A 12242-nucleotide genomic window follows, 5' to 3' on the forward strand; every position below is an offset into this window, starting at 1 on the left:
GAAACGAGCTTCATGTCTAATTCACCCCTGAGCATCGAACAGTTTTTACGCGCCATGCCGAAAGTGGAGCTGCATTGCCACCTGTTTGGCACGGTGCGCCAGGCGACTTTCCGCGTGCTGGCCGCCAAGACGGGCAATGTCGTCACTCCAGAGGAAATCGACGCGTTTTACACGCGCGGCGACAAGCCCGTCGGCGTGCTGCGCGTGCTGCGCGCGCTCGACGCGCACCTGATCGTCTCGCCGACGGACCTGTACTGCCTCGCCTACGAATACCTGGAAGACGTGCATGGCCACGGCGTGCGCTACGCGGAGTTCTTCTGGAACCCCACCGGCACCGTGCGCGTGTCGGGCATCCGCTATGACGCAGCGCAAGACGCCATCGTGGCCGCCATCCGCGACGCGCAGCGCGACTTTGGCGTGATCGGCCGCTTGATCCCCAGCATTGACCGCGAAGCGGCTCCCGCCGAAGCCGTGCAAATGGTGGAATGGATGAAGGCGCACCGCGCGCCGGAAGTCATCGGCATCGGCATCGACTACCGTGAAAACGACCGTCCGCCCGAACTGTTCATCGAAGCCTACCGCGCCGCGCGCGCAGCCGGATTCAAATGCACGGCGCATGCGGGCGAATTCGGCATGCCGTGGATGAACGTGGAGACGGCCATCGAGCAACTGCAGGTGGACCGGGTCGACCATGGCTACACGATTGTCGACAACCCGGAGCTGGCGCAGCGCTGTGTGGAGCGCGGCCTCGTGTTTACCGTGGTGCCGACCAATTCGTATTACCTGCGCACGCTGGCGCCCGAGCGCTGGGCCCTCGATCACCCGATCCGCGGCATGGCCAAGCTGGGCCTGAAACTGCATCCGAACACGGACGACCCGACCCTGCACCATGTGACGCCGACGGGCGCCTGGATGATGATGCGCGAATTCGGCTTCGGCCTCGATGACATGCGCGGCTTCATGTTGAATGGCCTGGATGCGGCCTGGATAGACGAGAGCACGCGGAGCGACTGGCGCGCGGAATTTACGCGCGAGTTCGACCTACTGCGCGCCAGGGTCGTCGAGTAAATCAGGCCGACGCCGGTGGTGGGGCCAGCAGTGACGGAAACGCCCGCTGCGGGCAGCTTTGGCGTTCGCACACCTTGCAGCCCGTGCCGATCGGCGTGGCGCTGCTGGGGTCGTGCAAATCGAGTCCCTTCGAATAAATCAATCGGTGCGCCTGCGAGATATCGCAGCCCAGCGCCACGGCAAACGTCTTGCCCGGTGCTCGGAAGCCCGGCGAGGCCGTGCTGACCTGGCGCGCGATCCATAAATATGTGCAGCCGTCCGGCATGCTGGCCACCTGCGTGAGCACCTGGCCCGGATGGCTGAAGGCGTCGTACACGATCCACAGCGGACACGTGCCGCCCACTCTTGAAAAGTGAAAGTCCGTGGCCGACTGGCGCTTCGAGACGTTGCCCGCGCGGTCGACGCGCACGAAGAAGAAGGGCAGTCCCGCTGCCTCGGGGCGCTGCATGGTGCTCAAACGGTGGCACACGGCTTCGAACCCCACGCCGAACTGGTGCGCCAGGCGCTCGATATCGTAGGCGCGCGTTTCCGCCGCCTGCAGGAAGCGCTGGTACGGCATCAAGAGGGCGCCAGCAAAATAATTGGAAAATGCCAGGCGCGCGCTCGTTTGCGCGGCCGCGCCGGACAATCCCGCCGCCAGCACGAGGGCGTCGATCAGGTCGCTATGTTCGAGCAGGCTGATTTGCGCCGCCATCTGGAAGGCGCGCTGGCCGCCCGTCAGGGTGTCGGGCAACCACAATATCTGTTGCTGGGCATCGTAGCGGTGCTTGCGCACCATGCCCGCGTCGCCATCGGACAGTTGCACCCGGATGCTGTGGCGCTCCAGCAAGCGGCTTTGCAGCGCGTCGAGCGTGCGCAAGGATGGGTCAAGTTCACCCGCCACCAGTTCCGCCGCCCGGTCCAGCTCATCGATGTAGTTTTGCCGCCGGTTCAGGTATTCGCGCACTTCCTCATCCGTGGACGGGGCCGCCGAGCTGGCGCCGCGGCTGCCATCGTCGAGGCGCGCGGCCAGGGTATCGGCCCGCTCCGCCATGACGCGGTAGCGCCGCTGCAGCAGCAAAATCGAGCGTGCCAGTTCCGGCATGTTTTCCACCAGCATTTTCAATTCCGCCATCGAGGTGGGTGGCGCGTCCGGCAATTCGCCGAACACGTCGCGCACGTCGGCCACGAGGCTGGCGCTGTCGTGCTCGGAAAAGATTTGCGGATCGACCCCCAGCACGGTGCCGATGCGCAACAAGATCGGCACCGTCAGCGGGCGCTGGTTGCGCTCCATCTGGTTCAGATAGCTGGGTGAAATGCCCAGGGTCTTGGCCAGCGCCACCTGCGTCATGCGCCGTTCCTCGCGCAGGCGCTGCAGGCGTACGCCCATGAAAACCTTTGCCATCGCGCTCTCCTTCCCCGGTTTGTGGAATCTGCAAATTTACAACATTTGCAGATTAACAGATTCAGCTTTGCATTATCTCGCATTTTCACGCCTTGTTTGCGGCCCGTATTATGCGAATAATGCAAACAGACCACTACCCACACAAGGAGACACCGAGTGACCACGCAGACTACAATTCCGACCGTTCCTTTATTGATCAATGGCGAATGGGTTGAATCCCGCACCACCGTCTGGCGCGATGTCGTCAACCCGGCCACGCAGGAAGTATTGGCCAAGGTACCGTTCGCGACGCCGGACGAAGTCAACGCGGCCATCGCCTCGGCCCAGCGCGCCTTCAAGACATGGCGCAAGACGCCGATCGGCGCGCGCGCCCGCATCTTCCTCAAACTCCAGCAGCTGATCCGCGAAAACATGGCCGACCTGGCCGCCACTCTGACGATGGAACAGGGCAAGACCCTGCTCGACGCGGAAGGCGACGTCTTCCGCGGCCTGGAAGTGGTCGAACATGCCGCCAACATCGGCACCCTGCAAATGGGCGAATACGCGCAAAACGTGGCCGGCGGCGTCGATACCTACAGCGTGATGCAGCCGCTGGGTGTGTGCGCCGGCATTACCCCGTTCAATTTCCCCGCCATGATCCCGTTGTGGATGTTCCCGATGGCGATTGCCTGCGGCAACACTTTCGTGCTGAAACCATCGGAGCAAGACCCGCTCGTGACGGAAAAACTCGTGCGCCTGGCCTTGCAGGCGGGCATCCCGGCCGGCGTGCTGAATGTCATTCACGGCGGCGAAGACGTCGTCAATGCCCTGTGCGACCACCCGGACATCAAGGCGATCTCGTTCGTGGGATCGAGCAAGGTGGGCACGCATGTGTACCAGCGCGCCAGCCTGAACGGCAAGCGCGCGCAATGCATGATGGGTGCCAAGAACCACGCCGTCGTGCTGCCGGATGCCAATAAAGAACAGACCCTGAACCAGTTGCTGGGCGCAGGCTTCGGCGCCGCCGGCCAGCGTTGCATGGCCGCCTCCGTCGCCGTGCTGGTGGGCGAAGCGCGCGACTGGCTGCCGGAATTGTCCGCCAAGGCGCAAACCTTGACGGTCGGCGCGGGCAAGGACAATCCTGACCTGGGTCCCGTGATTTCTTGCGCGGCAAAAGAGCGCGTGCACAGCCTGGTCGCCAAGGGCATCGAACAGGGCGCCGTGCTGACCCTCGATGGCCGCGACGTGAAGGTCGATGGCTATCCGAACGGCAACTTTGTCGGACCGACGATTCTGTCTGGCGTGAAACCTGGCATGGCAGTGTATGACCAGGAAATCTTTGGCCCCGTGCTGATCGTCGTCGAAGTCGATACCCTCGATGAAGCGATTGCGCTGGTCAACGCGAATCCGAATGGCAATGGCACGGCCCTGTTCACGCAAAGCGGCGCGGCCGCGCGCTATTTCCAGGAAGAAATCGACGTGGGACAAGTCGGCATCAACGTGCCCATTCCCGTGCCCGTTCCCCTGTTCAGCTTTACGGGTTCGCGCGGCTCCAAGCTGGGCGATTTGGGTCCGTTCGGCAAGCAAGTCGTGCTGTTCTACACGCAGACGCAGACGATTACCCAGCGCTGGTTCACGGACGCGGCCTCGGTGGGCAAGGTCAACACCACCATCAGCCTCAAGTAAGGAGCCGGACCATGGACTTTGAACTGAGCGACGAGCAGCGCGAGTTCCAGCAGGCAGCGCGCGCGTTTGCCGAAGGCGAACTGGCGCCGCACGCGGCGCATTGGGATGCGGAATCGATTTTCCCAGTGGAAACGATTGCCAAGGCGGGTGAGATGGGCTTTTGCGGCCTGTACACGCCGCAGCGCTGGGGCGGCCTCGGCTTGAGCCGCCAGGACGCGGCCATCGTCTTCGAGGAGCTGGCCGGTGGCTGCACCTCGACTACGGCCTACATCACGATCCACAACATGGCCACCTGGATGCTGTCGCGCTGGGGGCAGGAAGCCCTGTGCGACGAATGGGTGCCGGCCCTGGCCGCAGGCCAGAAGCTGGCCAGTTATTGCCTGACGGAACCGCAATCGGGTTCCGACGCGGCATCGCTGCGCACCAAGGCCGTCAGGGATGGCGACTTTTATGTACTCGACGGTACGAAAGCCTTCATTTCCGGCGCGGGCCAGACGGACATGCTGATCGTCATGGCACGCACGGGCGGCGAGGGCGCGGCCGGCATTTCCGCGTTTGCCGTGCCGGCCAACTTGCCTGGCATCGTGTATGGCAAGAAAGAAGAAAAGATGGGCTGGAACAGCCAGCCCACGCGCATCATCAGCTTTGACCAGGTGAAAGTGCCGGTTGGCAACTTGCTGGGCGCGGAAGGCGAAGGTTTTGCCATTGCCATGAAGGGCATCGATGGCGGGCGCATCAATATCGCCGTGTGCTCGGTGGGCACGGCGCAGGCTGCCCTCACGCGGGCACAGGTGTACATGAAGGAGCGCACGCAGTTCGGCCGCGAACTGGCGCAGTTCCAGGCCCTGCAATTCAAGCTGGCCGACATGCTGACGGAACTGGTGGCGGCGCGCCAGATGGTGCGCCTGGCGGCCTGGAAACTGGACCAGGAAAGCCCGGACGCCACGGCGTATTGCGCCATGGCAAAGCGTTTCGCCACGGATGTGGGTTTTAATGTGGCCAACGATGCGCTGCAATTGCATGGCGGCTATGGCTACATCCGCGAGTATCCGCTCGAGCGCCACGTGCGCGACACGCGGGTGCACCAGATACTGGAAGGAACGAATGAAATCATGCGCCTGATCGTCGCGCGAGCGATTTTGAAAGATGGCGCCACGGAGAACTTGCGATGACCAAAGTGTATACAAATTTACTGCTGGAACGCCATGGCCACACGGCCCTGGTGACTCTCGACAACCCGCCCGCCCACACGTGGACCCTGGCCAGCCTGAACGCGCTGACGCAGCTGGTGGCCGACCTGAATGCCGACCCGGACGTGTATGCGCTGGTGATCACGGGCGGCGGCGCCAAGTTCTTCTCGGCTGGCGCTGACCTGAAAGTGTTTGCCGATGGCGACAAGGACATGGCTTTCAATATGGCCGCCGCCTTTGGAGAAGCGTTTGAGGCGCTGTCCGCGTTTCGCGGCGTCAGCATCGCCGCCATCAATGGCTATGCCATGGGTGGCGGGCTCGAATGCGCGCTGGCTTGCGATATCCGTATTGCCGAGGAACATGCGCAGATGGCCTTGCCGGAAGCGTCCGTCGGCTTGCTGCCGTGCGCGGGCGGCACGCAGCACCTGCCATGGCTGGTGGGCGAAGGCTGGGCCAAGCGCATGATTTTATGTGGCGAACGCGTCGATGCGGCCAAGGCCCTGGCCATCGGCCTCGTCGAGGAAGTCGTGCCAACCGGCAAGGCTGCCGCCACGGCACTGGCCCTGGCCGCCAAGGTGGCGCGCCAGAGCCCCAGCAGCGTGACGGCGTGCAAGACCCTGATCCAGGGCGCGCGCAGCCATCCGCTGGTCAATTCCCTGCCAGACGAGCGCACCCTGTTCCTCGGTCTGTTCGATACGCAAGACCAGAAAGAAGGCGTGCAAGCGTTCCTGGAAAAACGTCCGGCGGAGTGGAAGAATGGTTGAGACTTTGCTTGAAACCGTGAAGATCGAGGAACGCGACTGTCCTGGCGGCATGAAGCTGGGCGTCATCACCCTGGACGCGCCAAAGTCCTTGCATGCCCTGACCCTGGAGATGATCCGCGCCATCGATGGCGCCCTCGTGCGCTGGGCCAGTGACGCTGCCATCGCCTGCGTCGTGCTGCAATCGTCAACCGACAAGGCCTTTTGCGCCGGTGGCGACGTGCGCAGCCTGCGCACGGCCATCGTCGAGCAGCCGGGCGTCGTGCCGAACCCGCAGGCGCTGGCCTTCTTTACCGAGGAATACCGGCTCGACCACCGCATCCATACGTACGTGAAACCGCTGCTGGTGTGGGGCGGCGGCATCGTCATGGGCGGCGGCCTGGGCCTGATGGCGGGCGCCAGCCACCGTGTCGTGACGGAAAGCACGCGTATCGCCATGCCGGAAATCACGATCGGCCTGTTCCCGGACGTGGGCGGCAGCTGGTTCCTGGGCCGCATGCCGGGACGCAGCGGCCTGTTCCTGGGGCTGACGGGGGCGCCGATGAACGCGGCCGACGCCCTGTTCACCGGTCTGGGCGACTATTTCCTGCGCCAGGAAGAACGCGCCATGGTGCTCGACGCGCTGGCGCTGGCGCAATGGCAAGCCAGCCCGCAGGCGAACAGCGAGCAGCTGGACCGCCTGCTGCGTGGTTTCTCGGCCCCGGTGTCCATGCTGCCCGTCTCGGAAGTGCGCGCCAACTTCGACGCCATCGCCGCCTTGACGCAAGCGCCTACCTTGCCTGAAGTGGTGGCCGCCATTGCCGCGTATGACGGCGAGTCGGCCTGGCTGCAAAAGGCGGCCCACTCGCTCGACAAGGGCGCGCCCGGCTCGGCGGCCCTGGTGTGGGCCATGCGCGAACGCACTCGCCACATGAGCCTCGCGCAAGTGTTCCAGCTTGAATTGATCGTGGCCGTGCAATGCTGTGCCCACGCCGATTTCCGGGAAGGCGTGCGCGCCTTGCTGATCGACAAGGACAACGCGCCGCAATGGCAGCCGGCCAGCCTGGCCGAGGTCAGCGAGACGTATCTCAATGAATATTTCGCGGCGCCATGGGATAGCCATCCTTTGCGCGACCTGCATTAAAAGAACAACAGGAGATTTTTATCATGCAACATATCGCTTTCATCGGCTTGGGCAACATGGGCGCACCGATGGCCCGCAACCTGGTGGCCGCCGGCTTCCACGTGTCCGTGTTCGACCTGGCGCCGGCGGCAGTGGCGTCCCTGGTCGAGGCGGGCGCCACGGCGGCTGCGTCCGCCAGCGCGGCCGTGCAGACGGCCGACGCCGTCATCACCATGTTGCCAGCCAACAAGCACGTGCAGGAACTGTACCTGGCGGCCGGCGGCGTGCTCGATTCGGCCAAGCCTGGCGCCCTGTTCATCGATTGCAGCACCATCGCCGCCGATGTGGCGCGGCAAGTGGCGCAGGCGGCCAGCGAGCGCGGCTTTGCCATGATCGATGCGCCCGTCTCGGGCGGCACGGCGGGCGCGGCGGCCGGCACCCTGACTTTCATCGTTGGCGGTAGTGTAGCGGCCTTGCAGCAGGCGCGGCCTTTGCTGGAAAAGATGGGCAAGAACATCTTCCATGCGGGCGAGGCGGGCGCGGGCCAGGTGGCGAAGATTTGCAACAACATGCTGCTGGGGATCTTGATGGCGGGGACGGCCGAGGCGCTGAACCTGGGCGTGGCGCATGGCCTGGATCCGAAAGTGCTGTCCGACATCATGGCCAAGAGTTCGGGCCGCAACTGGACCCTGGAAGTGTACAACCCGTGGCCCGGTGTCATGGACGGCACGCCCGCGTCGCGCAATTACACGGGCGGCTTCGGCACGGCGCTGATGCTGAAGGATCTGGGCCTGGCACAGCAGTCGGCCTTGTCGGCGAACGCGCCCACGCCCTTGGGCGGCCTGGTGCGCCAGTTGTACCAGATGCATGCGCAAGCCGGTTATGCGCAGCAGGATTTCTCCAGCATCGTGCAGATGCTGCAGCCGGGCTTGAATAAGCCCGCGTGAGGAATTTTGGGCAAAAAAAAGCCCGCTGGTAAAAGCGGGCTAAATCCAATTCTTGGAAGAGTTGGAGGAGACAGATGCATTATGCTGCATCGCCACATATAACTCCAATTTATCTTTTGAATATCAACTATATATTTCCATGATATCTCTTCCTGGTAGCCGCGCAGCGGCTACCGTTCCTGCAGCTTAGGCCGGATTGCAGGCGATCTTCACCGTCGTCACGTTCGCTTCGCCCATGGTGCCTTTTTCGGTCCCTGGCTGTACGACGCACTGCAGACCCTTAGGCTGAACGGAGACGCTGACGCCATAGGTGTCGCCATAGGCGACAGAGCCCATGGTAAAGGTCGTGGCGTCCTTGGCCACCGTTGTTGTTGCACTACCGTTAATCAGTACCAGGCCGTCCACCGTCAGGCCGGAAACCGTGCCGCCCAAGGTATACGTGTTTTGAAAACAAGAAACAGCGGCGCTGATGTTGATGTAATGGCCTGCCGAACCGGAACCACCGCTGATGCTGCAAGTCATGTGGGCAGGCTGGGTTTGCACAGTGATGTTGTAGTCGGTGCCATAGTCGATGCGCTTGGCAAAGGTAAACCCTGTTTTCCCCGCAGGAACCGGCAGGGGATCGCCGCCATTGACCAGGATCAGCCCTTCATTGTTCAAGCCTGAGATCGTGCCGCTGACCTCATACGAGGCCTTGCCGCCGCAAGCGGCCAGTCCCAAGGTCAGCAGCAGTGCGGCGAGTGGGCGCAAGCAGGATAACTTCATGTATTTCTCCAAAAATAGGTGACGGATCGCAAGGATTACTGCGGCTTGCAGTCGAGTGTGGCTGCGGTCGTGGCGGCAGATCCCATCGTGCCGACCGTATCGCTGCCGTCGGCGCTGCTGGAACCCTGGAAGCGGCACTTCTGGCCCGTTGGCTGCGTCAGTATGGAAATGCCGTACGCGGCGCCGTCAGCAACGCTGAATTCGTAGCCGGTTGCGCCAAGCAGCAGGGAGGTGTTGATGGAGCCCATCACCAGGCGCAAGCCATCCGCGGCCAGGCCCGTGACCGTGCCGCTCAGCGGATAGGTGTTGGTCTTGCAGGTCACGGATGCCATGTTCACGGAGTAGCTCGATGCCTTGCCGACACCATTGGTCAGCGTGCAAACGGCGCCCTTGGGCTGTTGCGCAATGGTGATGTCGTAGCGGTCATCGGTCTTGACCAGCTTGGTGAAAACAACGTTGGTCTGGCCCACCGTAACGGGCAAGCGTTCCCCGTCATTCAAGAGAATCAGGCCATCCTTGGCCAGGCCGACGACTTGGACTTGCAGATACAGGTTGCCGCCGCTGCCGCCGCAGGCTGCCAGTGTGGCGGCGCAAGCCGCCGCCAGCATCGAGCGCAGGTACAAATTTTTCATACAGTCTCCAAAACGAATTAGGTTGGGTAGCGCAACGCGGACGCTGGCGCCGCATTGGAATGGCGCCTATTTTAGTCTATCTGGCAAGCTGGATGATCTTGCCTTGTATCACCCTGTAACAATTTTTCGCCGGGAAGCGCTGGCCCGGCCCCATTTCACGGGGGCGCAGCCATGCCGGCGGCGGCGATCGGTGCGACAATAGCTATACCCTGCGCACTGTGACGCAGCATCCCATTGTGAGTCCCATGTCCCTTGCTCCTGTAAAACCCGCCGTGCCGCCCAAGGCCATCCTCTTCGACCTCGACGATACCTTGTGGCCCATCGCGCCCGTGATTGCCGCCGCCGAAACCCTGCTGCACGACTGGCTGGCCACGCATGCACCCAAGGTGGCGCAGCAGTTTTCCATCGAGCTGCTGCGCCAGCACCGTCTGGCCATGCTCAATGAACAACCGCATTTCCATGGCAACCTGATCGAGTTGCGCCGCGCGGGCCTGCTGGCCGCCTTCGAGGCGGCCGGCGAGGATCCCGCCCTGGTCGACGGGGCTATCCTGCAATTCATGGCCGCGCGCAACCGCGTCCAGCCGTATGACGATGTCTTGCCTGGCCTGGTCTGGATGCGCCAGCGCATGCTGGTCGGCTCAATCTCGAACGGCAATGCGGACCTTGACATTATCGGCCTGGCGCAGCATTTCAAGGTATCGATCGCCGCCAGCGACTTTGGCGTGGCCAAGCCCGACGCCAGCATCTTCCTGGCCGCTTGCGCCGCGCTGGACGTGGCGCCCCATGAAGCCGTGTATGTCGGCGACGATCTGTATTTCGACGTGACGGGAGCGCAGGGGGCGGGCATGCGTGCCGTGTGGATGAACCGCAAGGGCAGCGATGCCCATCTGGCCGCCGGCGTGCAGCCCGACGCCATCTGCGCCAACTTTGACGAGTTGCTGCGATGGCTGCAGCAGCAATTGGAAGATTGATCGCCGCGGGCCGGGCGAACGTGCATAATAGGCGCTGTTGCTGCACGTTCGGCCGCTTTCGTTGCCGCTTGCCTAAAAAATACTTGCTAAGAAATACTTGCCTAAATAAAACACCATGCAACTCGATACACGTGCCCAAACACTGCTGAAAGCCCTGGTCGAGCGATATATCGCCGACGGCCTGCCGGTCGGTTCGCGCGCCTTGTCGAAAATTTCCGGCCTCGACCTGTCGCCGGCCACGATCCGCAATATCATGGCCGACCTGGAAGAGCTCGGTTATGTGTCCAGTCCGCACACCTCGGCCGGACGCATCCCCACGCCGCGGGGCTACCGCATCTTTGTCGACACCTTGCTGACGGTCCGGCACCTGGACGAGCATATGGTGGAATCGCGCATGCGCCTGCAGACGCCGCAACCGCAAAAAACCATCGCCAACGCGGCGCAGATGCTGTCGTCGCTGTCGCAGTTTGCCGGCGTCGTGCTCAGTCCGCGCCGCGAATCCGTATTCCAGCAAATCGAATTCCTGCGCCTGTCCGAAAAGCGCATCCTGCTCGTCATCGTCGCTCCGGGCGGCGACGTGCAGAACCGTTTATTGCTGACGGAAGCCGACTATACGCCGGCGCAACTGGTGCAATCGGCCAATTACATCAACCAGAATTATGGCGGCCTGTCCTTCGATGCCGTGCGCGTGCGCCTGCAGGGCGAATTGCGCCAGTTGCGCGACGACATGGGCAGCCTGATGCAGGCGGCCGTGGAGGCGGGCAGTGAAGCGATGGCCGACCATAGCGACGACATGGTGATTTCCGGCGAGCGTAACTTGCTCAGCGTGAGCGATCTGTCATCGAATATGCATTCGCTGCGTCAGATGTTCGACATGTTCGAGCAAAAGACGGGCTTGATGCAGCTGCTCGACGTATCGAGCAAGGCGACGGGTGTGCAGATTTTTATCGGCGGCGAATCGAACCTGGTGCCGATGGATGAGATGAGCGTGGTGACGGCGCCGTATGAAGTCAACGGCAAGATCGTGGGAACGTTGGGAGTGATCGGACCGACGCGCATGGCTTACGAGCGCGTCATCCCGATCGTCGATATTACGGCCAAATTACTGTCCAGTGCGCTCAGCCATCACTGATCGTTAGCCGTACAGCGCCGGCCGGCCCCTTGCGGGAACGGCCGGCAGACGTCAGGCTGTTTTGTGCGGGCAGGCTACCTTGATGCAGTTGCCGTAGATGGCCAAAGCGTGTTCGGCGATCTTGAAGCCGCGCTCTTCGGCCACTTTTTGCTGGCGGATTTCGATGTCTTCGTCGAAGAATTCTTCGACCCGGCCACAGTCGAGACACACCAGGTGGTCGTGGTGGGAGCCTTCGTTGAGCTCGAAAATTGCCTTGCCGGTTTCAAAATGGTTGCGATTGAGCAAGCCGGCCTGTTCGAATTGCGTCAGAACGCGGTAGACAGTTGCTAAACCGACATCCATATTGTCGGCCAGCAGAATCTTGTAGACGTCTTCCGCGGTCAGGTGGCGTACCGGGCTACTCTGGAAGATATCGAGTATCTTCAGCCGTGGCAGGGTGGCTTTCAGGCCGCTTGCCTTGAGATCACTAGGATTGTTACTCATGTTTGTTGCTCGTATGTGGGTCAGGTGCTTTATCATATAGCGTTTTAGCGGGGAGTGCCAAAATATGCATTTTTTTGGCAGGCCGGCCACTCCTGGCGTTTTGTTCATCAAATTGAGGTCATTTATGCGCGTAACACCGGCT

General features: G+C 62.4%; 12 protein-coding genes. 8 read left to right on the forward strand and 4 right to left on the reverse strand.

Features of this window, described 5'->3' with window-relative positions; genetic code table 11:
* Positions 1–12 precede the first annotated feature (12 nt).
* Positions 13–1068 carry an adenosine deaminase gene (locus SJI03_RS00510; protein ID WP_322425896.1) on the forward strand — a complete coding sequence of 352 codons (1056 nt, stop codon included), beginning with the start codon at positions 13–15 and terminating at the stop codon, positions 1066–1068.
* 1 nt (position 1069) lies between these two features.
* Here the strand turns inward: SJI03_RS00510 and SJI03_RS00515 are convergent, their stop codons facing one another.
* On the reverse strand, positions 1070–2452 hold the full coding sequence (locus SJI03_RS00515) for a short-chain fatty acyl-CoA regulator family protein (protein ID WP_322425897.1): 1383 nt from the start codon (positions 2450–2452) through the stop codon (positions 1070–1072).
* A 156-nt stretch (positions 2453–2608) separates the two neighbouring features.
* On the opposite strand from SJI03_RS00515, the gene SJI03_RS00520 reads away from it, so the two are divergent.
* Genes SJI03_RS00520 through mmsB form a run of 5 tightly spaced genes read left to right on the forward strand, consistent with a single transcriptional unit; the run spans position 2609 to position 8117 of the window.
* On the forward strand, positions 2609–4117 hold the full coding sequence (locus SJI03_RS00520) for a CoA-acylating methylmalonate-semialdehyde dehydrogenase (protein ID WP_099376275.1): 1509 nt from the start codon (positions 2609–2611) through the stop codon (positions 4115–4117).
* 11 nt (positions 4118–4128) lie between these two features.
* Positions 4129–5289 carry an acyl-CoA dehydrogenase family protein gene (locus SJI03_RS00525; protein WP_322425898.1) on the forward strand — a complete coding sequence of 387 codons (1161 nt, stop codon included), beginning with the start codon at positions 4129–4131 and terminating at the stop codon, positions 5287–5289.
* On the forward strand, positions 5286–6071 hold the full coding sequence (locus tag SJI03_RS00530; RefSeq protein WP_099376277.1) for an enoyl-CoA hydratase: 786 nt from the start codon (positions 5286–5288) through the stop codon (positions 6069–6071). The genes SJI03_RS00525 and SJI03_RS00530 overlap by 4 nt, the downstream gene beginning before the upstream one ends.
* Entirely contained in the window at positions 6064–7191 is a 1128-nt protein-coding gene (locus SJI03_RS00535) for an enoyl-CoA hydratase/isomerase family protein (RefSeq protein WP_322425899.1), read from the forward strand. The genes SJI03_RS00530 and SJI03_RS00535 overlap by 8 nt, the downstream gene beginning before the upstream one ends.
* 23 nt (positions 7192–7214) lie before the next feature.
* Complete coding sequence (mmsB, locus tag SJI03_RS00540) at positions 7215–8117, forward strand: 3-hydroxyisobutyrate dehydrogenase (protein ID WP_099376279.1); 903 nt, start codon at positions 7215–7217, stop codon at positions 8115–8117.
* 186 nt (positions 8118–8303) lie between these two features.
* Here the strand turns inward: mmsB and SJI03_RS00545 are convergent, their stop codons facing one another.
* Both SJI03_RS00545 and SJI03_RS00550 read right to left on the reverse strand, forming a co-directional pair.
* Entirely contained in the window at positions 8304–8882 is a 579-nt protein-coding gene (locus SJI03_RS00545) for a hypothetical protein (RefSeq protein WP_322425900.1), read from the reverse strand.
* A 35-nt stretch (positions 8883–8917) separates the two neighbouring features.
* On the reverse strand, positions 8918–9514 hold the full coding sequence (locus SJI03_RS00550; RefSeq protein ID WP_322425901.1) for a hypothetical protein: 597 nt from the start codon (positions 9512–9514) through the stop codon (positions 8918–8920).
* Between the two features lie 245 nt (positions 9515–9759).
* Here SJI03_RS00550 and SJI03_RS00555 point away from each other — a divergent pair, with 245 nt between their 5' ends.
* Together SJI03_RS00555 and hrcA are read left to right on the forward strand one after the other, a co-directional pair.
* The gene (locus SJI03_RS00555; RefSeq protein WP_322425902.1) at positions 9760–10485 is read left to right on the forward strand and encodes an HAD family hydrolase; all 726 of its coding nucleotides are present in this window, start codon (positions 9760–9762) and stop codon (positions 10483–10485) included.
* A gap of 115 nt (positions 10486–10600) precedes the next feature.
* Entirely contained in the window at positions 10601–11617 is a 1017-nt protein-coding gene (gene hrcA / locus SJI03_RS00560; RefSeq protein WP_035822689.1) for a heat-inducible transcriptional repressor HrcA, read from the forward strand.
* A gap of 51 nt (positions 11618–11668) precedes the next feature.
* Here hrcA and fur read toward each other — a convergent pair whose 3' ends face one another.
* On the reverse strand, positions 11669–12100 hold the full coding sequence (gene fur / locus SJI03_RS00565; RefSeq protein WP_099376283.1) for a ferric iron uptake transcriptional regulator: 432 nt from the start codon (positions 12098–12100) through the stop codon (positions 11669–11671).
* Positions 12101–12242: the final 142 nt, after the last annotated feature.

The sequence above is a fragment of the Janthinobacterium sp. GMG1 genome (assembly GCF_034427795.1).
GTDB lineage: Bacteria > Pseudomonadota > Gammaproteobacteria > Burkholderiales > Burkholderiaceae_D > Janthinobacterium.

Excerpts from the sequence above, each read along its gene's own strand:
- SJI03_RS00510 (WP_322425896.1), top strand. The coding sequence starts at position 13 with ATGTCTAATTCACCCCTGAGCATCGAACAGTTTTTACGCGCCATGCCG.
- SJI03_RS00515 (WP_322425897.1), bottom strand. The coding sequence starts at position 2,452 with ATGGCAAAGGTTTTCATGGGCGTACGCCTGCAGCGCCTGCGCGAGGAA.
- SJI03_RS00525 (WP_322425898.1), top strand. The coding sequence starts at position 4,129 with ATGGACTTTGAACTGAGCGACGAGCAGCGCGAGTTCCAGCAGGCAGCG.
- SJI03_RS00530 (WP_099376277.1), top strand. The coding sequence starts at position 5,286 with ATGACCAAAGTGTATACAAATTTACTGCTGGAACGCCATGGCCACACG.
- SJI03_RS00535 (WP_322425899.1), top strand. The coding sequence starts at position 6,064 with ATGGTTGAGACTTTGCTTGAAACCGTGAAGATCGAGGAACGCGACTGT.
- mmsB (WP_099376279.1), top strand. The coding sequence starts at position 7,215 with ATGCAACATATCGCTTTCATCGGCTTGGGCAACATGGGCGCACCGATG.
- SJI03_RS00545 (WP_322425900.1), bottom strand. The coding sequence starts at position 8,882 with ATGAAGTTATCCTGCTTGCGCCCACTCGCCGCACTGCTGCTGACCTTG.
- SJI03_RS00550 (WP_322425901.1), bottom strand. The coding sequence starts at position 9,514 with ATGAAAAATTTGTACCTGCGCTCGATGCTGGCGGCGGCTTGCGCCGCC.
- SJI03_RS00555 (WP_322425902.1), top strand. The coding sequence starts at position 9,760 with ATGTCCCTTGCTCCTGTAAAACCCGCCGTGCCGCCCAAGGCCATCCTC.
- hrcA (WP_035822689.1), top strand. The coding sequence starts at position 10,601 with ATGCAACTCGATACACGTGCCCAAACACTGCTGAAAGCCCTGGTCGAG.
- fur (WP_099376283.1), bottom strand. The coding sequence starts at position 12,100 with ATGAGTAACAATCCTAGTGATCTCAAGGCAAGCGGCCTGAAAGCCACC.